General features: G+C 39.2%; 23 protein-coding genes. 7 read left to right on the plus strand and 16 right to left on the minus strand.

Annotation, left to right across the window (positions count from 1 at the left end; genetic code table 11):
* Window positions 1-7: 7 nt before the first annotated feature.
* The 5 genes from JXQ92_RS08575 (at window position 8) to JXQ92_RS08595 (ending at window position 5441) form a co-directional block, all read left to right on the plus strand.
* Window positions 8-1804: an acyl-CoA dehydrogenase gene (locus JXQ92_RS08575; protein WP_421986188.1), complete on the plus strand. Its 1797-nt coding sequence runs from the start codon at window positions 8-10 to the stop codon at window positions 1802-1804.
* Window positions 1805-1888: 84 nt separating this feature from the next.
* On the plus strand, window positions 1889-3145 hold the full coding sequence (locus JXQ92_RS08580) for an ectonucleotide pyrophosphatase/phosphodiesterase (protein WP_421986189.1): 1257 nt from the start codon (window positions 1889-1891) through the stop codon (window positions 3143-3145).
* 32 nt (window positions 3146-3177) lie between these two features.
* Window positions 3178-3744, plus strand: a complete 567-nt coding sequence (locus JXQ92_RS08585; RefSeq protein WP_421986190.1) for a cysteine hydrolase family protein — start codon at window positions 3178-3180, stop codon at window positions 3742-3744.
* A 48-nt stretch (window positions 3745-3792) separates the two neighbouring features.
* The gene (locus tag JXQ92_RS08590) at window positions 3793-4845 is read left to right on the plus strand and encodes a Rieske 2Fe-2S domain-containing protein (RefSeq protein ID WP_421986191.1); all 1053 of its coding nucleotides are present in this window, start codon (window positions 3793-3795) and stop codon (window positions 4843-4845) included.
* 20 nt (window positions 4846-4865) lie between these two features.
* Window positions 4866-5441, plus strand: a complete 576-nt coding sequence (locus JXQ92_RS08595) for a hypothetical protein (RefSeq protein ID WP_421986192.1) — start codon at window positions 4866-4868, stop codon at window positions 5439-5441.
* On the opposite strand, the gene JXQ92_RS08600 is transcribed toward JXQ92_RS08595, so the two are convergent.
* The 4 genes from JXQ92_RS08600 to JXQ92_RS08615 form a co-directional block, all read right to left on the minus strand.
* Window positions 5438-5791 (minus strand): MmcQ/YjbR family DNA-binding protein, encoded by a 354-nt coding sequence (locus JXQ92_RS08600; protein ID WP_421986193.1) that lies wholly within the window; start codon window positions 5789-5791, stop codon window positions 5438-5440. The genes JXQ92_RS08595 and JXQ92_RS08600 overlap by 4 nt on opposite strands.
* 24 nt (window positions 5792-5815) lie before the next feature.
* Window positions 5816-6040, minus strand: a complete 225-nt coding sequence (locus JXQ92_RS08605; protein WP_421986194.1) for a DUF6728 family protein — start codon at window positions 6038-6040, stop codon at window positions 5816-5818.
* 4 nt (window positions 6041-6044) lie between these two features.
* On the minus strand, window positions 6045-8012 hold the full coding sequence (ispG, locus tag JXQ92_RS08610; RefSeq protein ID WP_421986195.1) for a (E)-4-hydroxy-3-methylbut-2-enyl-diphosphate synthase: 1968 nt from the start codon (window positions 8010-8012) through the stop codon (window positions 6045-6047).
* 119 nt (window positions 8013-8131) lie between these two features.
* Window positions 8132-8836: an SDR family oxidoreductase gene (locus JXQ92_RS08615; RefSeq protein ID WP_421986196.1), complete on the minus strand. Its 705-nt coding sequence runs from the start codon at window positions 8834-8836 to the stop codon at window positions 8132-8134.
* Between the two features lie 205 nt (window positions 8837-9041).
* Between JXQ92_RS08615 and JXQ92_RS08620 the strand changes: the two genes are divergently transcribed.
* Window positions 9042-9773, plus strand: a complete 732-nt coding sequence (locus JXQ92_RS08620; protein ID WP_421986197.1) for an MlaE family ABC transporter permease — start codon at window positions 9042-9044, stop codon at window positions 9771-9773.
* Window positions 9773-10525, plus strand: coding sequence for an ABC transporter ATP-binding protein (locus JXQ92_RS08625; RefSeq protein ID WP_421986198.1), 753 nt, complete (start codon window positions 9773-9775; stop codon window positions 10523-10525). The genes JXQ92_RS08620 and JXQ92_RS08625 overlap by 1 nt, the downstream gene beginning before the upstream one ends.
* Window positions 10526-10592: 67 nt before the next feature.
* Here JXQ92_RS08625 and JXQ92_RS08630 read toward each other — a convergent pair whose 3' ends face one another.
* From JXQ92_RS08630 to JXQ92_RS08685, 12 genes are all read right to left on the minus strand, one after another.
* A complete protein-coding gene (locus JXQ92_RS08630; RefSeq protein ID WP_421986199.1) occupies window positions 10593-14021 on the minus strand; it encodes a hypothetical protein in 3429 nt (1142 codons plus the stop codon).
* 29 nt (window positions 14022-14050) lie between these two features.
* Window positions 14051-17734: an ATP-binding protein gene (locus tag JXQ92_RS08635; protein WP_421986200.1), complete on the minus strand. Its 3684-nt coding sequence runs from the start codon at window positions 17732-17734 to the stop codon at window positions 14051-14053.
* A gap of 45 nt (window positions 17735-17779) precedes the next feature.
* Window positions 17780-18163, minus strand: a complete 384-nt coding sequence (locus tag JXQ92_RS08640; protein WP_421986201.1) for a DUF983 domain-containing protein — start codon at window positions 18161-18163, stop codon at window positions 17780-17782.
* Window positions 18123-18392: a hypothetical protein gene (locus JXQ92_RS08645; protein ID WP_421986202.1), complete on the minus strand. Its 270-nt coding sequence runs from the start codon at window positions 18390-18392 to the stop codon at window positions 18123-18125. Before JXQ92_RS08645 ends, JXQ92_RS08640 begins: the two co-directional genes overlap by 41 nt.
* A 36-nt stretch (window positions 18393-18428) precedes the next feature.
* Window positions 18429-18956 (minus strand): DUF420 domain-containing protein, encoded by a 528-nt coding sequence (locus JXQ92_RS08650; protein ID WP_421986203.1) that lies wholly within the window; start codon window positions 18954-18956, stop codon window positions 18429-18431.
* Between the two features lie 4 nt (window positions 18957-18960).
* On the minus strand, window positions 18961-19545 hold the full coding sequence (locus JXQ92_RS08655; protein ID WP_421986204.1) for a hypothetical protein: 585 nt from the start codon (window positions 19543-19545) through the stop codon (window positions 18961-18963).
* 72 nt (window positions 19546-19617) lie between these two features.
* Entirely contained in the window at window positions 19618-19992 is a 375-nt protein-coding gene (locus JXQ92_RS08660; protein WP_421986205.1) for a cytochrome C oxidase subunit IV family protein, read from the minus strand.
* A 13-nt stretch (window positions 19993-20005) separates the two neighbouring features.
* Window positions 20006-20770, minus strand: coding sequence for a cytochrome c oxidase subunit 3 (locus JXQ92_RS08665; RefSeq protein ID WP_421986206.1), 765 nt, complete (start codon window positions 20768-20770; stop codon window positions 20006-20008).
* 12 nt (window positions 20771-20782) lie between these two features.
* Window positions 20783-21367 carry a cytochrome c oxidase subunit 3 gene (locus JXQ92_RS08670; protein ID WP_421986207.1) on the minus strand — a complete coding sequence of 195 codons (585 nt, stop codon included), beginning with the start codon at window positions 21365-21367 and terminating at the stop codon, window positions 20783-20785.
* Window positions 21367-22269 carry a heme o synthase gene (gene cyoE, locus JXQ92_RS08675; protein ID WP_421986208.1) on the minus strand — a complete coding sequence of 301 codons (903 nt, stop codon included), beginning with the start codon at window positions 22267-22269 and terminating at the stop codon, window positions 21367-21369. Before cyoE ends, JXQ92_RS08670 begins: the two co-directional genes overlap by 1 nt.
* A 1-nt stretch (window position 22270) precedes the next feature.
* Window positions 22271-23305, minus strand: coding sequence for a COX15/CtaA family protein (locus tag JXQ92_RS08680; protein WP_421986209.1), 1035 nt, complete (start codon window positions 23303-23305; stop codon window positions 22271-22273).
* Complete coding sequence (locus tag JXQ92_RS08685) at window positions 23286-25169, minus strand: cytochrome c oxidase subunit I (RefSeq protein ID WP_421986210.1); 1884 nt, start codon at window positions 25167-25169, stop codon at window positions 23286-23288. The genes JXQ92_RS08680 and JXQ92_RS08685 overlap by 20 nt, the downstream gene beginning before the upstream one ends.
* Window positions 25170-25187: the final 18 nt, after the last annotated feature.

Raw genomic sequence — 25187 nt, forward strand, 5'->3', positions numbered from 1 at the left:
TCAAAACATGGAAAGCCAATACACTAACCTCGATACGATTAAGTTCTTCCTACACGAGGTACATCAAATTGATAGTTGCCTTGGAAAAGGTCGCTTTGCCGCTTATGATAGCGCCAGCGTTGACATGTTTTTAGATTCTATAAAAACGCTCAGCGACAACGAACTTTTTCCCTACATAAAGGAAATGGACGAAAAACCTTCTTTTTATAAAGATGGTGCCATTACTATTCACCCACAGTTCGAGAAGATCTTTCAACAAGCTAAGGAGCTGGGCTTAGTGGCAACTATTTTCAACGAAGAAGATGGCGGATTACAAATGCCCAACGCGCTTTTTCATGCCGCATACTATATTATGGAAGCAGCCAACAATCACGTGACGGGTTATATCGGGCTTACTGCAGGTTCGGCCAATCTGATTGCTACTTTTGGCAGCCAAACTTTAAAAGACATCTATTTACCTAAGATGTTAGATATGGAATGGACGGGTACGATGTGCCTAACCGAACCACAAGCAGGTAGTTCCTTATCAGATATCACCACTTCGGCTAGCGCGAATTCCAATGGGAGCTATAAAATTAATGGCCAAAAAATATTTATTTCTTCTGGCGACCACCAGTTTGCTTCAAATATTATCCATTTGGTATTAGCGCGCATCGAAGGCGCACCCGAAGGCACCAAAGGAGTTTCCCTTTTTGTAGTGCCAAAACATAAAGTGAACGGCGATCAATTGGCGGAAAAAAGTCAGGTCATTGTAGCTGGTGAATTTGAGAAGTTAGGTCAGCGAGGTTATTGTACTTCGCACCTTGTCTTCGAAGAGGCTGAAGGCTGGTTAGTCGGCGAAGAAAATCATGGTTTGATGTACATGTTTCAAATGATGAACGAAGCACGTGTCGCCACCGGAAGAATGGGGGCTGGAATTGCCTCTGCTGCATATTACGCCTCATTGCAATATGCCAGAGAACGTCCGCAAGGCAGAAAACTCACCTCTACCGGAGATAAAGACTTAGCTCAGGATCAGACATTGATCATCAACCATCCTGATGTGAAACGAATGTTGCTTCATCAAAAATCAATTGTTGAGGGTTCATTAAGCTTGATTTTACAAGCCTCTCAGTATTTAGATGCTGAACATTTGGCTGAAGGAGAAGAAAAAGAACGATATAACCTGCTTTTAGAACTGCTAACCCCGATTGTAAAGACTTATCCATCCGAAAAAGGACTAGAATCCGTTAGTCAAGGCTTGCAAGTATTAGGCGGCTATGGTTTTTGCATGGACTTTATCTTGCAACAATACTACCGAGATATTCGAATCATATCCATTTATGAAGGAACCACAGGAATTCAGTCGCTTGATTTACTGGGTAGAAAAGTTGGCCTAAAGCATGGAAAAGTGCTCGCTTGGTTAGGAGAAGAAATTCAAACCGATATTAAGGCAGCTTATGCCTATGAAGACTTACAACCTTATGGCAAAACATTGGGTGAAAACCTGCACTTAGTTCAACAAGTACTTGGACAACTAATACCAATTGCTAAAACGGGAGATTTTGAGCGATATCTATCTGATGCCACCATTTTTATGGACTTTTTCGGAACAGTTGTTATTGGCTGGCAGTGGCTTAAAATTGCCACGGCATCTCACAAAGCAATCGGGGGAAATAGTAGTCAAAAAGTAATGTTAGAAGGGAAAATTCATACCATGAAGTTTTTCTATAAATATGAAATGAGTCGCACCAAAGGCTTAGCAAAAACGATTACTGATGAATTGAAATTGACTTTAGATTTCGATTTAGAAATGCTCGATTAAACACAAAACCTTAATACACTAGTAATCAAGTCTGCATGATTTAAAAAGTGCTCTTGGCTTAATTTACATGACAAAACAAAGACTGTGAAAAAACACTACATCCTCAATCTATTTATTTTACTATTGAGCTCACTTTCTTGTGCTCAACAGACAGAAAAGGAGGAGAAACCGCCTTATGTAATACTCATTTCCTTCGATGGGTTTCGGCATGACTACGTTGAAAAATATGATACACCAAATTTTAAGGCTTTAATAAAAGACGGTGTTGCCGCACAAGCAATGCTCCCATCCTACCCGAGCAAAACATTTCCAAACCACTATACGATTGTCACAGGAATGTACCCAGACAATCACGGGCTGGTTGATAACAGTTTTTATGATGCTAATCTTGACCTGAGTTATAGCATCCGCGATAGAGAAGTTGTTGAGAACCCAGCTTTTTATGGAGGGCTTCCGCTTTGGCAATTGGTACAGCAAAACAACATGAAATCAGCTTCCTATTTTTGGGTGGGTTCAGAAACTTCTATCGCTGGTAGCTACCCAAATTACTATCACATTTATGATGGTGATATTCCGAATGACGAAAGAGTTAATGCTGTAATAGCATGGTTAAAACTACCAGAAAGTGAAAGACCAAACTTCATATCGCTCTATTTCTCTCTTGTGGATAGTGCCGGACACAGTTTTGGGCCAAACGGAGAAAAAACGAAAGAAGCAGTGCTTGAAGCAGATAGACTTTTAGGATTGCTAATGTCGCTTGTCGATCAGATAGACCTTCCAATCAATATTGTTGTTACGTCAGATCATGGTATGAACGAAATCACTCCAGAAGAGGATAGCTACATTACCGTTCCAGATCTATTGGAGGGTATCGATTCTGAACGCGTTCGATTTGTGAGTAATGGAGCACACGGCCATTTTTACAGCGAAGACATGGACTACCTAAAAGAAGTGGCAAGTGAACTCAGGGCTCGTGAGACGAGTACCAATTACGAAGTTTTCTTTAAATCGGAAATGCCCGAACATTGGCATTATGGTACACATGACAGAATTGGCAACTTATTCATCAAAATGAACCCAGGCCACTACCTCACTTCTCCTCAAAGGAAGTCTGGAGCTATTGAAAACCAATCCTATCGTGGAGAACACGGTTTTGATCCAGATGAAACCATAGATATGGGTGCGATTTTCTATGCCAAGGGACCAAGCTTTAAATCGGGCTTGAAGATTGAAAAGTTCAGAAACATTCATGTTTATCCCATGATCGCGAATGTCCTAGGAATTACCTCTTTACCCAAAATTGATGGCAAATTGGAGGTATTAAAACCTATCCTTAAATAATTGATACTACTTTTACGACTCAATTTTATGCCATGAGTCTCACTAACAAAAACACTGCCTTAATCCTCATAGACCTTCAAAAGGGCTGGGCAAAACAAGATCATTGGGGCGGAAATAGAAATAATCCAAATGCCGAAGAAGTGGCTTTGGAATTACTCAATACTTGGAGAGAGAAAGGATTGCCCATTTTTCATGTAATTCACGGATCTAAAGATCCAAAGTCGGAATTACACCCAGACAAACCGGGTTTTGAGATGTTAGAGGCTTTAAAACCAATGGATGGTGAACCTCTTTTAGTTAAAAATGTAAATTCAGCTTTCATTGGTACCGATCTGCAAGAAAGATTGGAAAACCAGAATATCGACACATTGGTAATTGCAGGCCTTACAACCAATCACTGCGTTTCAACCACAACAAGAATGGCAGGAAACTTCGGTTTCGAAGTTTACCTCATTGCCGATGCCACGGCTACTTTTGATAGAAAAGGATTGGATGGCAGCGTCTTCCCTGCAGAAATAATTCACCAAACTGCACTTGCTAGTTTGAACGAAGAGTTTGCTACTGTTTTAAATAAAGCAGACCTATTAGAAATACTCTGATTTTAATCATATCTCAATAAGCATCTTATTCATTATGTTTGTAGTTGAATGAAAGCAAGCAAATCGAATAACCTTCGCAACATTTGGTATATGGCCTGCCATGGTAGCATGCTTAAAAAAGGAGCTACCATAGAAAAGGAAATTGATAGTGAGAAAATACTCCTTGGTCGAGATGAGCATGGTAAAGTATTTGCTTTAAAAAATCAATGCCCACATAGAGGAATCCCTCTTACTTATGGCAAATTTGATGGTTGTGAGATTGAGTGTTGCTATCATGGATGGCGATTTAAAACTGATGGAACTTGCACTAAAATACCAGCACTACCCCCCAATTCTAAATTAGACGTTACGAAAGTACGTGCGCCTTACTACCCCGTAAGGGAAGTTCATGGCTTGGTAATGATTTACTTGCCGAAGGACATGCGCAAGCCTGAAGATATTGATGAAAGCCTTTTTCCTCAATTTCCACTCCCCGAAGACAAGTCTTTCGATCTGGTAACGGCAAAACCGATGGCTTGTAGTTTAGACCATTCTGTTATCGGCTTAATAGATCCTGCGCACGTACCCTTTGTTCACCAATCTTGGTTTTTTAGGAAGAGCAATAACCTAAAGCTGAAAGAAAAGAACTTTGCCCCTTCCCATTTAGGCTTTAAAATGGTGAGGCATGCGCCTTCTAAAAACTCCGCTGCTTATAAAATTCTAAAAAAAGAGCAGACAACTGAAATAAGCTTTCAGATTCCGGGTATCCGGATTGAACACATCAAAGTGGGTGATAATGATATCCTTATCATGACTACACTTACTCCTATAAACGAGCACCAAACGGAATTAACTCAGTTTATCTATACCGATATCAAATGGTTTAAATGGCTCAGGCCAATATTCTATCGTTTTGCAGATACTTTTATCCAGCAGGATGTTGACGTTTTCCAAAAACTGAAAGAAGGTTTGAACAACAATCCTCCGCTGATGCTAATGGGCGACCCTGATATGCAGGCTAAATGGTACAATGCAATACGTGCCAGATATGAAAAATGTCAAGAGGAAAATACACCATTTGAAAACCCAATTAAACCACAAACCTTATATTGGCAGACTTAAATAATTAATTGCTCATGAACATGAATTCCATTTACAAACTCCCTTTGCTTTGTTTTGCTTTACTTTTAGTCGCTTGTGGTAACGATGATGGTGGTGGAATAACGGATGAACAACGCCAACTCGTAATGGGTGATGCTTCTGGTGAAGGAATTGTTCAATTGGGTTTGAATTCACCTATAACTGTTCAAATAGATGCAGTTCATTCTAATGTAAGAGAATTAGATATCAACTTTGACAATGAAATCGACATCATCATCAGAGCGTATGAAGATTTCGGCGGAAATCCGAAAGGGTTAACCATCACTACAAATAATACCTCTACTAGAATCCTGCTTGATGAATCTGGTAATGTGGCCCCTCTAAATGCAGGCGAAACAACTACTGTACTCTCAACAACTTGGGGTATGGCTAACTCACTTGCCTTAGCAGTCCTAGATGGACAAACTACAACTGGTTTATGGAATGGCCTTCAGAATAAGTACGTGGCGGTAAGAATGGATATTGGAACGAGTCGTTTCCTGGCTTGGATTGAATTAAGCGTTTCTGACTACGACAACTACAGCTTTCATAATTACGCCTTAAAGCAGGTGCCTTAGCGCGTTTTTAGTTCTTCTTTTAGCTTTTTACTCAAGCTACTGGCAACTAATTCATAAGAATGATCGATCAGTTCTCTGATCATGTTGTCAGAAATAGATCCATCAACGAAAACGGAATTCCAGTGGGTTTTATTCATATGCCAACCGGGCCGTATTCCCTCCCACTGCTCTCTTAAATCAGCAGCTTTCTCAGGCTCACATTTTAGATTAATAAACTCGAAATGATCTAAACCTGTAAGGGCGAACATTTTACCCATTACCTTCAGTACCAATGTGTCTGGCCCAAATGGTGTTTCTTCAGTTACACCTGGTTTAGCAATACAGTAATCTCTGAACTCATCTATAAACATTGAGTTCAATTTAATTATCCTCGGTTACATTCGGGAGATAAACCTTCCAATTATCACAGCCATTGCAATCAAAAACATGACAATAGAGATTTTATTGACCGTGTGCATTGCTTTCAAATTGAAGTTACTAGGTCTATCAGCATCTTTCTTCCTAAAGAAATAACCCCAAACAGGACCGAAATCAAAGGCTTCTTTAGCTGTCAATTTCACTTTCTTATTCTCTTCTGTATTATTCTTTTCTTCTGACATACTTCTAAAATTCTACGGCTTGCGGTTCCATCCACTTACCATCTGCCCTAATTATTTCTATTAGCTCGTCTACAGCGTGCTCTGATGGTACGCCTCTTTTCACAACATCTTGTCCTTTGTACAAAGTGATTTTCCCTTTGCCAGACCCTACATAGCCAAAATCTGCGTCTGCCATTTCACCAGGACCGTTAACAATACAGCCCATGATGCCAATTTTAACACCTTTTAGATGATCAGTACGTTTACGAATCTTTGCCGTGGTTTCTTGCAAATCGAATAAGGTTCTGCCACAACTTGGACAGGAAATATATTCTGTTTTTGTCATCCGCGTTCTTCCAGCTTGAAGAATCCCAAATGCCGTTTGATTTTTTAGTTTCAGTCTATCAAGGTCATCCGAACTATGAGCAGAAAGCATAACTCCATCGCCAAAACCATCTACTAATAAGCCACCAATGTCTGTTGAAGCATCTATCAGAAATTGCTCTTCATCCTTTACTTGATAATTATTTGTAATGATGACAGGAACTTTTAATCCTCTTTTTTCAAGCTCAAAGAAGAACCTGCGCAGCGCTGGCATTTTATGAGCATTGTTGGCTTCTAACAAAACGGTAAGGTTATCGGCCTCCAAAATCGCCATTGTTTCATCGTCGAGATCATCGGCGCTCAGCTTCAAGAAGTTCAGTGTGTCATCGCACTGTTCTGCGGCTTGTAATTGTTTCAGGGAATAAACAGGATGCCTATTCTTTTTGTCTTCAAGACTATTCCAAACAGGATAATCGATCAGTGACCTGATACCATTGGGTAGCATAAAAGGAATTACTTGGCTTCCAGAATACACAAAATCGGCACCCTGATCGTTCATTGTCCATTTATCTGGCTCTGGTAAATAAAAATGGCCAATAGACTTTAAGTCCTTAATCCCGACATTTTCTAACTGACTGAAATCTGCTATTACGCGTGGCACGTTAGTCGCCCCTATGTTGACTATTTCTCTTGTCCCTCTTTTATGATAGGCAAATGGATCGATTGGAGATTCACCTATGCTCTTGATTTCATTATGGCTGCTTCTCGTCGCATATCGATCGACTAACTTTCTTGCCACTGGAGCTTCCAGCTCTGGTTCTTCCGTAAGGGACACTCTCACAGTATCTCCTAAACCATCTTCCAGAAGGGTTCCTATTCCTACGGCTGATTTTATTCTTCCATCTTCGGCTTCACCTGCTTCAGTTACTCCCAAATGCAATGGATAAGGCTTCAGCCCTTCTTCTTCCAACTTGTTTACAAGTAGTCGGTAAGCTTCAACCATCACCTGAGCGTTACTCGATTTCATACTGATAACAATCTGATCGTATGAGAGGTCTTCACAGATTCTTAAAAATTCTAAGGCTGATTCTACCATCCCTAAGGCGGTATCACCATAACGACTCATTATTCTATCTGAAAGGGAACCATGGTTGGTGCCAATTCTCATAGCAGTACCATGTGCTTTGCAAAGTTCTACAAGCGGGGTGAATCGCTTGCGGATTCGGTCTAACTCTGCTTCGTAAGTTTCGTCGGTATACTCAATATTCTCAAAACGCTTCTTATCAGCATAATTACCCGGATTGACTCTTACTTTTTCTACGATTTGGGCGGCTAGTTCAGCAGCATTTGGGGTAAAATGAATATCGGCAACCAGTGGTACATTGCAGCCACGTTTCCTTAGTTCATCTCTTATAGCTCTTAAGTTTTCGGCTTCTTTTAAGCTTGGCGCAGTGATTCTAACGATTTCGCAACCAGCTTCTACCATTCTTAGTGTTTGCTCAACGGAACCCATAGTATCCATGGTGTCTATGGTAGTCATAGACTGAACGACAATCGGATTATTTCCACCAATCACCACATCGCCAACCTGTACAGGGATAGTTTTTCTACGGCTATATTGAACCAGACTGTTGCAATATTTCTTAGTGGAAGCTACGCTAGATTTCATGGGCTTTTAATTGCTTCAAAGATAACTTGAAATGCGCTTAAATGTTAGATGAAAATATGAATGCTTGCTATTTATACTTGACTAAGCGTAAAACATCCAAAACAGATCTTAAACTGAATTCAAATATCTCCTAACTGAGGTCTTAGCAATATTTCCTCAACCACAGTTTGTTTGGATAAAGCATTCGTATTGAAAATAGCGTCGGCTATGTCGCTAGCTTTCATAAATCTGTCCTCTGGTAGTTCCACTCCCTCCCAACTCGCGGTATATGTTGCCCCTGCCAGTAAAGAAGTGACACGGACACCATGTGGTTTCATTTCTTCACGAAGTGCTTTGGTGAATCCATGCAGTGCGAATTTTGAGATTGAGTAACTACCACCATTGGCATAAGATTGAATTCCTGCGATTGATCCTGTTGTGAAAATATGGCCATTCCTATTTTCCTTCATCCCATCTATTAAAGCACGCGTTAGGTAGTATGCACTATATAAATTCGTTTCGATCATCTGTTCTAGACTTCCTTCTTCCTCTTCGTGTACGGAACCTGGAATAAATATGCCTGTATTGTTTAGTAGAACATCAACTGGCTGTTTCAAGTCATTAATAAGCTTTGCAAAACGCTCTACTTCCACTTTTTTAGACATATCGGTAGGCAGTATATGGATAGTACCTAGACCACCTTCTTCTAGTTCTTTTTTTAAGGCATCGAGATCGCTTTGGTTTCTAGCACATGTGGCAATGTCGAATCCGGCGTAATAGAATTTCTCAACGGTTGCTCTTCCTATACCCTTTGTTCCACTACTTATTACCGCTAGTTTTCTCATATCTTAACATCAATATTGTTATCTATAATTAATCGGGTTTACTGACCGACACCTTAATTTTCTAAAGATAGTTTCTTCTTGGGAATTCATCTCAAAAGAATAATGTTCGTCAAACTGGTATTAGTTTTTGATCTTTTCAGAAACCTTTGATTCAAGTTTTGTTATTTTACCAGTTGTTGACGCATAAAGAATAATTTTTTATTAGATGCAGAATCTAGGCAAGTACGTTTTATTTCTAAGCGCTCTCTTTAAAAATCGCGAGTCATTTAAGACTTACGCGAAACTTACGATAGATGAGTGTATTCTAGTAGGTATAAACAGCATTGTCTTGGTTTCCATTGTATCTGTATTCATGGGTGCTGTTTCCACTCTACAAACTGCGTATAACCTTGTAAACCCTTTGATTCCTGATAATGTAATAGGTCTTGTTGTTAGGGATTTAACCATTTTAGAGCTTGCACCTACCATTACAGGAATAATTTTTGCCGGCAAAGTCGGTTCAAGTATTGCTGGTAACCTTGGTACGATGCGTATTACAGAACAGGTTGATGCTTTAGAAGTAATGGGCATAAATCCTATTTCTTATTTGGTACTGCCCAAAGTAGTAGCAACGCTCTTAATGTACCCGTTCCTTGTGATCCTAGCCGGTAGCTTAGCTATTGGTGGTGGTTATCTTGCCGCTGAATTTGGCGGTGTTTTAAGTACGGCTGATTATCTAACTGGCTTGAGGCTTGAATTCAATGAATTCAGTGTTTACTTCGCGCTAATAAAATCTGTAGTGTTTGCCTTCTTAGTTTCTACCATTTCAGCATATATGGGCTATTATACTAAAGGTGGTGCCTTAGAAGTAGGACAGTCGAGCACAAGGGCGGTTACGGTAAGTTGTATAGCGATACTTTTTAGTGATTTTGTTTTAGCTCAATTACTTTTAGTCTGATGATAGAAGTTAAAAACCTTGTGAAGTCTTTTGATGACAAAATCATTCTCGACGACGTTAGTGGCGTTTTTGAGCAGGGTAAAACGAACCTTATCATTGGGGCAAGTGGTTCTGGTAAAAGCGTAATGTTAAAGAATATTGTAGGCCTTTTTCAGCCAGATGCTGGACAAGTTTTATACAACGGAAGAAATTTCATCAATGCCGATCGTGATACTAAAACCGAGATCAGGCGTGAAATAGGCATGCTTTTTCAAGGTGGTGCACTTTTCGATTCAAAAAATGTAGAGCAAAACGTTAAGTTTCCGCTTGACGTGCTGACCGATATGCCTGAGGATGAAAAACTTGACCGGGTAAACTTTGTACTCAAACGCGTTAAACTAGAGAATACAAACAACCGAATGCCTTCTGAAATAAGTGGGGGTATGCAAAAACGTGTTGGTATAGCTCGGGCAATAGTAAATAATTCTAAGTACTTATTTTGTGATGAACCAAATTCTGGTCTAGACCCAAGAACATCGATCAAAATCGATCAATTATTGCAGGAGATCACAGATGAGTATCAAATCACGACAATAATTGTTACGCATGACATGAATTCCGTTATGGAAATTGGTGAGTACATTCTCTTTATTTCCGATACCAAAAAACTTTGGGAAGGAAATAATGAAGACATTATGCATTCTGGTGTTGAAGCACTTGACGATTTCGTGTTCGCGAATAAAATGATGAGACGATTCAAAGGGATGAGCTAGACTGAGCTTCAACTCAACTCTCCTTTTTTGAGTTATTATTAAAACTTCTTTCAGCTCTAGTTAGGTTTTAGAACAGAGCACTTACCTGAACTCTTCCTAGGTGAACTGCCCTACTCTCTGCTGATTTCCTGCCATCATAGCGGAGTATTAACTGTAACCCTTTCCCTAATCTTTGCTGCCAATTTATATTCCAGGTTAAGTTTTGCCCTGGTCTTAATGCTTCTAAGAGTTCGTAACCTACGGGGGAATTCTCTACCCCTTGAAAGTCAATATCCACAAACTTGAAAGTGCTGCTGATAGTAGACTTTGTCGCTTTAGAGTAACGCATATTCATCTCTATCTCATTCAGAATAGCCTTTTCATTACTCCCTTCCACAAAAAAGTTCTGCTTGTCTTTTCTAGAAAGTCTTCCAGTAAACCTGAAAGCACTAAATGGCTGCCATGAGAGTGATGGTTGAACCGTAGATTGCTCAATTTGATAATTCCTTTGTACCAATACATTAGAAGTGTTACCTCTACTTCCATCAATATAATTGATGTCCAAATTCACATTCCGATTAACATTCCAACGCATATGAAAACGTAGATCCTTATTGGCCCGTCTTTCAAATCCGTTGAGCAATAACTGCTTGTTTTGCACTTGCGCTACACCGATATCGGCTCCAAATTTTGCGCTAGACCTGTTGAAGAATAGTGTTGAGCGTACGTTTTCATTTAAGGCTAGCGTAGCTTCGTCAGCCACATCAACTGGCCAGAGGCGACTTCCTAAATCATCATCGATGATTTTACTGTTGAGCGACCATGCAGTATTATTGGAAAAGTGAGATAGAAATTTCTTTAAGCCACCTTCCTTACTCCATGATCTAGGCAAGTTAAGATTGAATCGATAAGAAATGATTGTACTAAAGGCTTCTTCAAAAGTATCGGTGGGTACAAAAATCTTAGCGTAGTTTTTCTCATCTGGATTTATGGCAATGTAAAACTCATTTAGGTCTTGTACTCCATCGCCATTGTCATCTCTCCAAGTATGAGTACCCTGCCCCGTAGGCACCAAAATAAATATGAACTCTCGCTTGAGTTCTCTACTATTGGAAAGGTTATAATTAAGTTCTGACTGGATTACTCGGTCGAAAAAAGTTCCACTCCAATCTAACCTTCCCATAATGGTTTCGTCGTTGGCATTAGTCCCTGACTCGTTTAGGTTTTCCAGGTTTCGATAGGTAAAAAGAAGGTATAGCTTATTCGTATTATCAATATCAGTTCTGAAAAAAGCATTCCAAGTTTCTGATCTATTATTATCTAAAAGGGAACCGTTTATTGGCAATCTGTCTTCTCTCAGCTGATAATCTATCCCATATGTGGTTTTTAAAGTATCTAAGTTTTTAAGGTAGAAAGTGTGTTCAGTGAAGTTCATTGCCGTGCTTACAACTGCCTGATCAGATGTTCTTAGTACCTGGTTCCGGTCTTGTCGGTACCTATACCCGGGAACAAACCATTTACTTTTATAAGCCACATCAAGATTCAGTCTATTCCATTCAGAGCTTAAAGTGATTTGGTCATTGTTCATTAAAAACGCGTTGAAATTTGCCTGAATTCTCCCTAACTGTTTAGCAATTTTAAAGTGATGTTGAAATCCGTTTACCCCAAGTGTATCTCCTCTTTTTCTATGGACCATTCTATAGTTAAACCTATTCGCATTATCCTTAGATAGATCAAGGTTGACATTCAAAATATTCTCGGCTGCAGGCTGATTAACTTCTAATGGATTAAAGCTCCAATCACGATCAAATTCGATAAACCTCAAGCGATCAATAAACGAGAAGGATTCATTATCGTGTTCAAAAGCAATTTCTGAATTGAATTTATAATCTGTCGCAAAACTTAAGGGTCTATCGGTGCTGCGATGAATTAACTTTATAGCACTTCCATCATCATCGTCGGCATCTAATTCTGAAAACAGGTTTATATCATTTTTTGAGAATGCTACTTCTCCTTCTAACTGATCAAATTGGTTTAGTTTGACTCCTGCGCCTAGTGTAATCATTGATTTTTGATTGGGCGCATTTATTAAAGAAATCGGCTCGAAATTACCCTGAGGCACTCCATTAACTGGCGGAATCCACTGATGAATTCTCCCATTGGCGGTGGAACTTAGGAGTACGTAATTTCCAAAGCCCTGGCCTACTTCCGTGAACTGCACGCTGAAGAATGCACTGTCTGGATTAGTGGAATATTGAAAGATATCGAAATTAGTACCCGCGGCGTCTTGACCAACGGTTTTACGATATAGAATTATGTCTTGGGTAAACCCTACACTATCAACTCGACTGGTAAATGCTTGATTTAAATTATCTCCTGCATTTGCTAAGACTCTTTTGTCATCACCAGTTAAATCAAAAGCAAGTGGCTGATTTCGGTTATCCTTTTCATTGTAATAGTTGAATGTAAAATTGACGTTCTCGTTGGCTTGGTAGTGGCTTGCTTGAAAAATAGACCTTGTATAATTTTGGTCTGAAAATTCATAGTCAACTCGTATTCGAGTAAATTTTGTGATCAATACTTTATTAGTGAAAGTAATTTCTCCAAGGTTATAGTCAATAATATAGTCGTTGTCGAAACCACGCGTTTGTAGTTCTCCATCGATATAGACCTTTTCTGAACCGGCTAGAATAATAATAAATCGTTCATTTTGAGGCCCTCTAACTCTGTATGGGCCTAAGATACCTTCGATTGGATCGATAGAGATAGACGCAAAACGCCCTTTTGCCACAGAACCCGCTACGGATGTTTCAGCTTTAAAGCCACCGCTCAATTCATACTTAGTTTTAAACTGTGCGCCTTGAACATTTTTATAAAACCTCAAAAAATTCGAATTGCCATTTCTCAAAACAACATCGCCCGCTTTTAGGGAAAAGTTCTCGTTATATAATTCTATGGAAACGTTATCAAAGTCTTGTAGCTGCTGAGTATTACCATCTGGTTGAAATGGCACATTCCTATCGGTAATAACGGCCCTTAGGTTTACATTATCGGTCAGTTGCCCTTCCATTTGGAGATTGAGGGTTGAGTTTACAAACACATCTTGTCGGTTCCCGAAGGATACTCCTCTTGTTATGCTACCGGTTTTGGTGATGTTTTCCGTAGTAATGATTTCTTCTCTTTTCGGTAATGCTAACTGCTGCTGAAACCGAATAGCATCTTTAAAAAGTGCTGTTGAATCATAAATATCAAGGGTTTTATTGGCTTTAGGGCTGTGCAGATCGAATGGTAAGGTTCTATAGCATACTAAAACGGAATCTAAACCTTGCTTGGGAATTAGGATGGTGTTTTTGCTGAGCTCGAATTTAAAATCTACTTGCGAAACGGGAGATTTAATTCTAATGGATTCAGGATAGACTGTAAGGGAGTCTAGGATGATGGGTTCATCAAAGGTTTTAATCCATTTACACAGTTCGCCAGTCTGACCTCTCAAGAGGCCAGTAAAGCAAATAAGCATTAAAAAGGTTAATACACCTCTATGCACAGTTAATCGGTTAGCGGAAACTCTAGATAGAAGGTTGTACCCCTTCCAAGAGTTGAATCAAACCAAATACTCCCACCGGCATGTTCTACCCCACGTTTGGCAATGGCTAATCCTATACCGGAGCCTTCTTCCTTCGTACTAAATTTAGGTATAAATATCTTTTCCTTAATGTCATCAGGGATACCTGCGCCATTATCTTCGAAAGTTATTCGAGCTTTATTGTGCGTTACCAATAGCTCAATAGAGAGTAATGCTGCTGTTTCAGCTGGCACTGCTTGAGCGGCATTGAGTATAAGATTATTGAATATTCTGCCTAGCAATTTTGTATCACCCTTTACCCAAACCGGCTGTTTTGGAATGTTCGTATTGAGGGCTATTTTACCACCTTTAAAAAGTCTTACCGCCTTTCTGAGTTCTTCTACGAGGTCTAGTCTTTCACTTATTGGGATTGGCATTTTAGCAAATGAAGAGAACGAGGTTGCTATATCACTCAAGGTTTCCACTTGGCTAAGTAAGCTTTCTATCGGTTTATTAAAATCTGTACTTACATCTGGCGCCTGGGCTAAAATTCGTTTCAAGTGTTGCAACTTTAACTTCATTGGCGTTAGTGGATTTTTAATCTCATGTGCCACTTGTTGTGCCATTTCTCGCCAAGCACTTTCCTTTTCACTCATGGCCAGGGCCTTCTTACTTTTTTCAAGGTTTAAGAGCATTTTATTATACTCTCCTACCATTAAGCCGATTTCATCATTGGCTTGCCATTCCAAAGGCTCATTCAGGGTTGAAAAAGTTGTGGATTTGATCTTCTGCGTTAAATATTTAAAAGGATAGGTAAGAATTCTCGATGCTAAAAACGAGAGGATAACGAAGATGACAAAGATGAAGGTAAACGCATTCAATATATTAGAGAGAATATCACGTTGTTCGGCTTTTAATTGCTTTTCAGACTCGAAAAACGGCATACTCAAAATCCCTAAAAGTCTATCATCTTCATTGGATCGTATACCGAAGAACGTTGCTTTATATTGTAAATCTCTGACGCGTTCTTCACTTAATTGCTCTTTACTTCCCGACTCTGCAATATTTGCCATGGCATTGGGGTTGGCAAATGATGCGAGTAGATCGTTTTCAAAAATCAATCTTTGATTGGTGGCAATCAATCTTCCATTGATATTGAAAAGGTTGATATCGGCCTGCGCGTATTGGCTAATTTCTGTGATACGACTTTCGAGTGATTCGTTGTTCTCATTCTGCCCTTCTAGGAAAGCCTGTAGTTGATTGGCAAGGTTATTTGCCGCACTCTCTGTAATGGATAAATACTGGGTTTCTATTTTTTCTTCTACGGTTTGATTGACCAAACGGAGCACCACTATACTGACAATAATAAGTGGAAGGAAGAAGGCAAAATTCAATAAGATTTGAATTTTAGCCGAAATGGTAGTGGTTGTTTTTCGAATGTTATAAAAAACTGCACTTACCCCAAATATCATGATAATGGCTGCTACCATTAAGAGAAAGAAAAGGGCGAAATTCGTGATCAGGTATTTGGTTGGATAAACAGCATTGCTGATGACATAAGTCTCATTACCGTCGCCAGCCACCGCCAAATGGTGAAACCCATTAATGATCAATCCTTGATCGAATAACAAAGGGTCTGCTAACCTGTTGATATTAAAGTCGCGCTTATAATTATAATCTCCACTGCTAAAAGAGAGTCCAGTTACATCATAAATAGCATAGTCAAAATTCTCTTCTTGATTGGCCTCAAAGGTTTCATCAAGTAAGAGTCTGGGTAGAATACTGTTGTTTAATTGTTCTTTTCGATTGAGCTTAATGACGATATATCCTACAGTAGCATTATATCTCTTAATCTCATTGAACAGAATGTATTGATTGACAGAAAATGGGTAACTCTGTCGGAAATGGTAGAGTCCTTCGAAATCTGTCGCATTATCGGCAACAGCATATTGTTGTTCTAAGCCTTGATAGCTATCATAAGTATTACTGTTTATGGCTCTACCTCTTCCGTTGAAGAGAAGTATTTCAATTTCATATTTATCGAAATAGTCGCCTAAATATTTCCTTTGTATAACTCGTTTGATAGGCTCTTTGGGCGAAAACGGACTGGCGATTCCGGTTTGAATAGGAATATTCTCTTTTATATTCTCTTTGGCCTGAGACAAAAGAAATTCAGCAATCAAATCGTTTTTTGTCATTAGGCGTGTAGCCTGACTTTGTTTTTCAATAATGTTATCTTCTACAATATGTCTTGTCAGAATTGAGGTACTGACTGATGCCATTAAGAATGCTGCGATAAAGAAATAAAGGAAGGTGGCGTAGTTGACTTTTTCCAGTTGGTCGGATAGTTTAAAGTTGTATATCACCAAGAGATATCCGAATAGCATACTTAAAATAAAGGGCTCTTGTATTTGAAGCAGAAAGCCAACTAACAAACCAACTAGTAGTAAAATAGATAGCATCAGGTTTACGATTCTCCCATTCTCAATCAGCCTAAATGCTTTGCTCAAGTACTGTCCTATGAGGAATGGAGTAATAGCGACAATGAAAAGCGCGAAATAAACCAATACCTTGAAGGGTGAGAAACTAATATCTTTCGCTACATCGAAAGACCATTGCGAGTTGACTAATAGTGACTCTAATTGCGTGACAAAATAGATTAAGGCGCCGACCAATAGCACTAAGGGTAGAATGGTATTGATAAGTTTTACATGGCCCTTGAGAATGAGCTTTTTCACGAATACTTTATAGCCAAAACTGACGATGACAAGTAGCGCAATTTGGTTTAAAATAAAATCTCCGAGTGAGGGTTGCCACCAGCTTGAAGCATAGCTATCAGGCTCGAATAAAGACCATTCTATGATACTTAACGGATATTCGTAACGTAACATACTGAGCCTAGTAACCAGCAAGAAAAGACTGACTAAGGAGATTGCGAGATATGGTTTGTTTTGATCAACTAGTTTCAAGCTGTATTTAAAGCCCGACCAAATAAATGCAATTATAGAAACGAGGTAAAGAATAAAAATAAAGGTCGAAAAGCTCGGATAGTCGATTTTCATCCGCTCTGTGCCACTAAAGGAAAAAAGGAAAGTCCCTTGAGGGGAATAAATATTTTGCGCATTATCGCCTTCTACATTATCGAGTGTGAACGATGACCTTCCGAAAATTTCTCCATTCAATCCGTATTCCTCAAAAGACTTGTTCAAAGGAACAATGGATGAAAGCGGTAACAATCCATAGATTTCAACGATTCTATTTTGTGCGCTATTAATCACTTTCCGGCGAACGATATATTGCCCCCCTTTTAGCTCTATATATCGGTGGAAATACGTCCCATCTAACGTGCCGTACTTGGGTACAAAGCTGTTGGTACTCCAATAAATGACATTCCCGTTTTCGTAAATAAAATAAGGTAGTTCTTCATCTGGAGTGAACCTGTTGAAGAGTCTACTAAGGTCAACAATGGCGTCATTACTGATGGATTCTGTGTGTTCATCGAGACGAGAAAGCTCATTATGAAGGTTTTCGGTGATTTTCTCTTTGGGGTCTACCCTTCTTTTCTGATCGGAGAAGATGGCTTCATCGATAAGCAGAGTGATTGCTAGCAGTACAATGCTAACAATTAAGAACTTGTTAGTTCCAAAAAAACCTTTTTTGATACTCAAAATCTAGTTATTCCTAGGTATAAGGGGAATCTACTAATTATTTTCCTATCGCTCTAATTCACCTCTATACTTCAGTCCGCTGAAGATATATAGATAAAATATTCGGGCGTATCGGAACATCAGGGGATACAGCAAAAATACTTCCGAAATTATCGCTATAAGGTAAATATTTTCAGAAACTGGCTCAAAAAAGGTGTAAATGATAAAAGCACTCACTAAAAATAGACCAACAGAGAATGCATAGCTGATATACATGGCGCCATCAAAAAAACGTGGCTCTTTTTCAAAACGAACATTGCAAACTTGACAATGCGTATACATTTTCATGAAATTCTTCAGATTGTAAGCATTGTGCGTAAAAAGTGACCCTTCTCTACACTGGGGGCATTTACCCTGCAATACTGCTTGTCCTTTGGGTTTTGCTGACATTGTTTCTGCTTTTCTTATACCATAAATAAGCAATCACACATACTAACGTATATGGTGCGAAGAATAAATATAGAATCCCAAGGTTTAAGTTGGAGGCCATAGATGTTTCACCGGCGGCCACAGTAGATTCTACAGAACCACGACACATGGCACACTGGGCCAAAACATCGACTTTGACTAATGTCAATGCCACTATTAAAAAGAAAGTACTCTTTAATCGTTTAAGCATATTGCAAATTTAGGGCTCAAAGTGTTCATATCCCATTTAATGAACATAATATGGACTAATCATTAGATAAACGATTACTCCAGTAACGGATACGTACAGCCAAATTGGAAATGTATACTTTACAATGCGTTTATGACGATCGATCATGCCATTTAAGGCATAATAGAAGGCTAATAGCACCATTGGCACAACACCAATGGATAATAGGATGTGCGTTATCAAAAAGAAGAAGTATACATACTTAGTGGCATCTTCTGCCCCATAAGAAGTAGACTCCGCACTAGCATGATAGGTAACGTAGCATAAAAGAAAAACGGCACCTAGAACAAACGCTGCTGAATTAAACTTTTTGTGAAGGGCAACATTCTTCTTTTTGATAAACACGAATGCCAGTATTAAACATATGGCCGTCAATGTATTTATGATACCTATAGCATGAGGGAGGTTATAAACCCAATCGCCCAAGTTTAACTTTGTTGGCAGACCAAGTAAAACGGCTACTGCTAATGGGATTGCTATAGATAATAGCTTAATCCAAAACATCGATTTCTTCTGCTCTGACATTCTCTTATTTGATTGATTTGAGAATTCTTAACTCTAGTATGAGCCTATCTGTTTCCTCTCTTTCAAGAATATTATAGTATCCACGAATTTTATTCTCCTGATCCACCAATACTACCCGATTGTCTAGATTGCTCATCGCCATAGCACAGTATTTTAAACCAGCCCAATTCGCTGAATCTAATTCATTGACTTTCCAAAACTGATCTAGAAATTGAATTCGTTTGTCATAGTCCGTGATATCTGAACTTCTAATACTGCTGCCGTTCAAGTATGTCGTTAATTGGATGTCTGATTCTTCATAGAAGACGTCTTGTACTCTTTCTAGCGCTTCTAGTCTTGTCTTTAAAACTGGGCCATCCAATCTTTCAAAATGGATTACTTTAAGGCCTCCTGTAGTAGCGACATTTGGATTTTGAACAATGTACTGTACTGTACTTCTATCAAGGCATGGTGTCGATAGTGAATCTGTCAGCCCTTGTTCATAATACACTGGGATGGTAAACTCATTCCTCCCGAATATTTTAAGGAATACAAAGATGACAGCCGGAAGCCCAATCAGCAAAAACAGGAAAATGACTTTCTTTCTCATGGTATAAAAACTAAAAAATCAGGTCATTATCATGACCTGATTTCGTTTCAATGAAATTATAATTCTTTTCGGTTAATGCCCACTTTCAACATGTTCAGTTGATGGTTGGTCGACATCTACAATTCCTCTTGCGTCTTTTACCGCTGCACCTTCAAGGTTTACGAGGGCTACAATAAGCCAAACGATAAATATCATTGGCAATACGATCGAATACATCAGTCCTTTTACTTCGTGTCCTAAGTGCATAAACTCAGATACAATAAAGAATGCCTTCCAAATGGTAAGCCCTATAAAGATGATAGACCTAAGTGTTCCTGCATCCATGTAGAATGCGAAAACATATTCTACCGCTGTGATAAGAAACATAAACAAGGCAATTTTCCATATGCCCATGATTACACTCTTTTGTGCCGGTTGAACGACTACGTTTGTTGTTGATTGTTCCATGATAAAAAGTCTGTCAGATCAAATAGAAGAATGTAAATACAAATACCCAAACTAAGTCTACAAAGTGCCAGTACAAACCAACCTTTTCGACCATTTCGTAGTGTCCTCTTTTTTCATAAACTCCGTTAGCGGCGTTGAAGAAAATAAGGATATTAAATACGACTCCAGAAAATACATGGAAGCCGTGAAATCCAGTAATAAAGAAGAACAGCGCTGCGAATGCTGGCGGGCCATATTGACTGTAATTTAGGTTAGCCCCTACGATCTCGTAGTCTGTAATCCAAATTCCATTTTTCAATACATCGCCAATTGTAGCAACATCGGTTCCAGAGATAAAGTGAGACCATTCCCAAGCTTGACAGCTTAAGAAAGCAAAACCACCAATGATTGTCCAAAGCATCCACTTCACAACATTCTTTTTATCCATTCTATGTCCAGCTTCAACGGCTAATACCATTGTTACAGAACTTAGAATCAAGATGAAAGTCATAAGACCTACGAATACTAATGGTAATTCAACACCGTGAAAACCAGGAAAGGCTTCATATACCTTTTCAGGAATTGGCCAGTATTCGGTTGAAAATGTAAATGCTTCTGGGTCACCTTTATAGGCAGGTGCACTCCATCTTAAAAATGCATATGTAATTAAGAGGCCAGAAAAAGTAAATGCATCTGATAGTAGAAAAAACCACATCATCAGCTTACCATAGCTAGCTTTAAGAGGTTCAATTCCCCCTCCCCATAAGCTCTTTTTACTCACTGTAGCAGTAGTTGCCATAGAACAGTTTAATTAATGATTCAGCAATAAAAAAATGAATAAATAAATCCACAACCCTCCTAAAAAGTGCCAGAATGTAGTTGACATATCCATGTTCAACATATTCTTTGAGTGCACCTTGTATTTGAAGGCAGCGATTAACATATATAATAAATATAATATACCACTTACTAAGTGTAATACATGAAGTCCTGTAAACACATAAATGAAGCTTCCGCCGGGGTTACCCACGAAAAAGACACCTGCATCTACTAATTGACCCCAAGCTTGGAACTGCCCATATATGAAAGCAATTCCTAGTACCATTGTAAGAGACAAAGCCAATTTGACTTGCTCTAGTTTATCTTTTTTAGCGGCCATGTACGCCCACTGCATCGTAACACTACTGGCAAGAATAATCCCTGATGTATACCATAGCATTTGCGGTATATCGTAGATTAACCAATCTCCATCTGCTTGTCTTACAATGTGTGCACTCGTAAAAGCAGCGAAAATCATCACCACCGTTACAATGAACAACCACATCGCAAATTTTTTCGGATGCATGGCTAACGGTTGCTGCAAGGGTGCGTCTACAAGTTTATAATCCTCTGTCATCAGTTTACTATGTCTAATAGGTAAGCAATTTGAACAATAGGCAGATATAAAAATGAGCCGAACATAATCCTTAATGCCGATTTTCTCGACGGATCGCGCATTAACTTGATTGTTGATGCTAAAAATAAAACGCCACATACAGTGGCTACTACACCTGAATTAATACCGGTTAAGCCGAAATACGTTGGCAATAAACCCATTGGTATTAAGAAAAGCGTATAAGTCATTATCTGGAAAGCGGTCTTCATATCTTTTTCCCCTTTAACAGGTAAAAGCTTAAAACCAGCTTTTTTGTAGTCTTCGTCTGATACCCAGGCAATCGCCCAGAAATGAGGAAATTGCCAAATAAACTGAATACCGAATATGATTAGTGCTGCGTGGTTGATATCACCTGTTGCGGCAGTCCAACCTAATAATGGAGGTAATGCACCGGGAATAGCTCCAACAAATACTGCAATTGGCCCTACTCTCTTTAATGGTGTATAAACAAAACTATACAGCACCATTGAAAGTGCAGCAAGCCCAACTGTTAACCAGTTCGTAGAAACCATTAAAACGTATAAACCAATAATGGCTAATATTCCGGCAAACCATAGGGCCTCAGAATCATTGAGTCTTTTTGTAGGAATTGGACGTGACTGGGTACGCTTCATTAACTTGTCGTACTCTTTCTCCCATACTTGATTAACAGTACAAGAAGCACCACTGATAAGGAACCCACCTACAAAGAGCATAGCCAACTGAATCCAATCAACTCTACCACCCATAGCCAGCGTATAGCCAAACGCAGAAGAAAAAGACACTAACAACGAAAGTCGCATCTTAGTCAACTCGATATATGCTTTTGCTTTTTGAGCAAAAACGGTCGATACTTTAATATTTGCTGAATTACCTGATATCATCTCAAGCAAGCTCTTTTTTATGTTTTATTAGCAGTAGCAGATAATACTGCACTCCTATGATTAATGTTCCTAGTAACAAATGTATGGGCTGAATAAACGCCGGGACTCCGAAATATGCCATTATAGCTCCGCTCAGTACTTCAATCAGTACAATGACAATTAGCCATTTTAAGATTGACTTTAACTGATCGTTCTTCAAAATGAGATAGAACAGATAAACATGAAGCGCGACTAACAGAAGTGAATAAGATCTGTGAATTAAGAATGTCAAACCTAAGTTTTCAATCCACTCACTTCGAGCAGCGATATTTGCTATCTCGTCTATACCCTCTCTTACTTGAGTCCCTAAAACGACTTGAACCAATGTTAGGATCAAGCAGATAATAGTTATCCATTTCAGTTTTGGTGCGTTCTCAACGATGATATCCAAATCGTTTCTCTTAGACCTGAAGTAGACATAAATCAATAGACACACTATCAATATGGCCAACAACATGTGAATAGTAATCATCCACTGAAGCAGGTTTGTGCTTACTACGATCGATCCGATCCATCCTTGGAAACCAACCAATACAAATGCAATAAATGAAAGAACTGTGATGGGTCTATCTTTCTTCCAATACTTGATCGATAACACAAACGTACCAAAGATCAGCAGGCCAATAACCGCACCTATCAAGCGGTTTACATATTCTACCCAGGTCTTTACTGCATTGAAATCTTCTTCTTCAAGAATACTTGGATCATTTTCAACCTGATAAGCCAAGTCATCAAATCCCAGTGCAGTTAAATATTCTGCGAATTTTACGTTTTTCTCAACTCGTTGCTGAACGTAATCTTCTTTATAATCTTCCGGTAGCTGATCGACACTGGTTGGTGGCACCCAACTTCCGAAACATTTAGGCCAGTCTGGACATCCCATACCTGAACCTGTACTTCTTACAATTCCACCAACAGCTATTAACAAGTAAACAGCTACAATGGTGACGGCCGTAAACCGTCGGAACAATCTCTCTTTAGTGGCCGCTTGTTGCATCCACTACAATATCATCTTCCGCTTCTTCCTTCTCTAAAGCAATCAGATCATTCTCATGTGGAAGATTTGATTCAAGCGTTTGTGAGAATGGAATGTGCTGAGGAATAAAGTCATCTTCTGCACCTGGCTTAGAATAATCGTAAGGCCATCTGTAAACTTTAGGAATTTCTCCTGGCCAGTTACCATGTCCTGGTTCAATTGGCGTAGTCCACTCTAATGTGTTAGAATTCCATGGATTAGCTGGTGCTTTTCTACCTCTGTACATACTGTAGAAGAAGTTGAAAAGGAAAATAAACTGCCCTACAAACGTTGCAATTGCTGCTACTGAAATGAACATGTTCAGATCAGTGAAACCGCTAAATGCATCGAAGTTGGTGAATGAATAATATCTTCTTGGGAAACCTGCTATACCGATATAGTGCATTGGGAAGAATACAGAGTAAATACCAATGAACGTTAACCAGAAGTGGATATAACCCAACTTAGCATTCATCATACGACCGAACATTTTCGGGAACCAATGATAAACCCCTGCCAGTAACCCAAATGCTGAAGCTGCTCCCATTACCAAGTGGAAGTGAGCCACTACGAAGTAAGTATCGTGCAATTGAATATCAATTGCTGAGTTACCAAGGAATATACCCGTGATACCTCCTGAAATAAATACTGATACCAGACCAATTGAGAACAACATGGCCGGCGTGAATATGATATTACCTCTCCATAGCGTAGTTAGGTAGTTAAATACCTTTACGGCCGATGGCACTGCAATAATCAATGTCAAGAACATGAATATTGACCCTAAGAATGGATTTAGTCCTGACACGAACATATGGTGAGCCCATACGATAAATGACAGGAAGGTAATTCCAAGCATAGAAACAATCATGGCTTTGTAACCAAAGATTGGTTTCCTTGAATTGGTTGCTATAATTTCTGATGTGATTCCTAAGGCTGGAAGTAATACAATATATACTTCTGGGTGACCTAGGAACCAAAATAAATGCTGATATAAGATTGGACTACCACCTACATTAGATAGTGCCTCTCCTTGAATATAAATTTCTGATAAATAGAACGACGTACCGAAACTTCTATCGAACACTAATAAAAGTGCTGCAGCAAATAATACTGGAAATGAAAGTACTCCAATAATTGCTGTTAAGAAAAACGCCCAGATCGTTAATGGCAATCGCGAGAAGGTCATGCCTTGAGTTCTCAAGTTGATTACTGTTGTAATGTAATTGATACCTCCCAGCAGCGAAGACACAATAAAGAACACCATTGCCACTAGCCAGAGCGTCATACCCATACCTGAACCAGGCATGGCGGTTTGAATGGCGGAAAGCGGCGGATAGACTACCCAGCCCCCTGATGCAGGTCCAGTTTCGAGGAATAGCGAAATGAACATTGTAACACCTGATAGGAAAAAGAACCAGTATGATAACATGTTCATAAAGCCTGATGCCATATCTCTAGCACCAATCTGCAATGGAATTAGGAAGTTTGAGAAGGTTCCACTTAAACCAGCTGTCAATACAAAGAATACCATAATGGTACCGTGCATTGTAACAAGTGCTAAGTAAAATTCTTGGTCTAACTGACCTGTTTCAGTAATCCATTTACCAAGCAAAGGTCTTAACCAACCTAAATCTGCTTCTGGAAAACCAAGTTGCAATCTGAATATTGCAGACATAGCTGCACCAATAATGGCCCAGAAAATACCTGTAATAAGAAATTGCTTCGCAATGGTCTTGTGATCCATTGAGAAAATATACTTTGATACGAATGACTGCTCATGGTCGTGATCGTGATGATCTTCTTCATGTGCATGAACATCGATATGTGCTGCTGTAGTTGCCATATTCAATGATTATTTTTC

The sequence above is a fragment of the Roseivirga sp. genome (genome assembly GCF_049099775.1).
In the GTDB taxonomy this organism is placed as follows: Bacteria; Bacteroidota; Bacteroidia; order Cytophagales; family Cyclobacteriaceae; genus Roseivirga.

Coding starts and splice junctions, on each gene's coding strand:
- JXQ92_RS08575 (WP_421986188.1), top strand. CDS start 8: ATGGAAAGCCAATACACTAACCTCGATACGATTAAGTTCTTCCTACAC.
- JXQ92_RS08585 (WP_421986190.1), top strand. CDS start 3,178: ATGAGTCTCACTAACAAAAACACTGCCTTAATCCTCATAGACCTTCAA.
- JXQ92_RS08590 (WP_421986191.1), top strand. CDS start 3,793: ATGAAAGCAAGCAAATCGAATAACCTTCGCAACATTTGGTATATGGCC.
- JXQ92_RS08595 (WP_421986192.1), top strand. CDS start 4,866: ATGAATTCCATTTACAAACTCCCTTTGCTTTGTTTTGCTTTACTTTTA.
- JXQ92_RS08600 (WP_421986193.1), bottom strand. CDS start 5,791: ATGTTTATAGATGAGTTCAGAGATTACTGTATTGCTAAACCAGGTGTA.
- JXQ92_RS08605 (WP_421986194.1), bottom strand. CDS start 6,040: ATGTCAGAAGAAAAGAATAATACAGAAGAGAATAAGAAAGTGAAATTG.
- ispG (WP_421986195.1), bottom strand. CDS start 8,012: ATGAAATCTAGCGTAGCTTCCACTAAGAAATATTGCAACAGTCTGGTT.
- JXQ92_RS08615 (WP_421986196.1), bottom strand. CDS start 8,836: ATGAGAAAACTAGCGGTAATAAGTAGTGGAACAAAGGGTATAGGAAGA.
- JXQ92_RS08620 (WP_421986197.1), top strand. CDS start 9,042: ATGCAGAATCTAGGCAAGTACGTTTTATTTCTAAGCGCTCTCTTTAAA.
- JXQ92_RS08625 (WP_421986198.1), top strand. CDS start 9,773: ATGATAGAAGTTAAAAACCTTGTGAAGTCTTTTGATGACAAAATCATT.
- JXQ92_RS08630 (WP_421986199.1), bottom strand. CDS start 14,021: ATGCTTATTTGCTTTACTGGCCTCTTGAGAGGTCAGACTGGCGAACTG.
- JXQ92_RS08640 (WP_421986201.1), bottom strand. CDS start 18,163: ATGTCAGCAAAACCCAAAGGACAAGCAGTATTGCAGGGTAAATGCCCC.
- JXQ92_RS08645 (WP_421986202.1), bottom strand. CDS start 18,392: ATGCTTAAACGATTAAAGAGTACTTTCTTTTTAATAGTGGCATTGACA.
- JXQ92_RS08650 (WP_421986203.1), bottom strand. CDS start 18,956: ATGTCAGAGCAGAAGAAATCGATGTTTTGGATTAAGCTATTATCTATA.
- JXQ92_RS08655 (WP_421986204.1), bottom strand. CDS start 19,545: ATGAGAAAGAAAGTCATTTTCCTGTTTTTGCTGATTGGGCTTCCGGCT.
- JXQ92_RS08660 (WP_421986205.1), bottom strand. CDS start 19,992: ATGGAACAATCAACAACAAACGTAGTCGTTCAACCGGCACAAAAGAGT.
- JXQ92_RS08665 (WP_421986206.1), bottom strand. CDS start 20,770: ATGGCAACTACTGCTACAGTGAGTAAAAAGAGCTTATGGGGAGGGGGA.
- JXQ92_RS08670 (WP_421986207.1), bottom strand. CDS start 21,367: ATGACAGAGGATTATAAACTTGTAGACGCACCCTTGCAGCAACCGTTA.
- cyoE (WP_421986208.1), bottom strand. CDS start 22,269: ATGATATCAGGTAATTCAGCAAATATTAAAGTATCGACCGTTTTTGCT.
- JXQ92_RS08680 (WP_421986209.1), bottom strand. CDS start 23,305: ATGCAACAAGCGGCCACTAAAGAGAGATTGTTCCGACGGTTTACGGCC.
- JXQ92_RS08685 (WP_421986210.1), bottom strand. CDS start 25,169: ATGGCAACTACAGCAGCACATATCGATGTTCATGCACATGAAGAAGAT.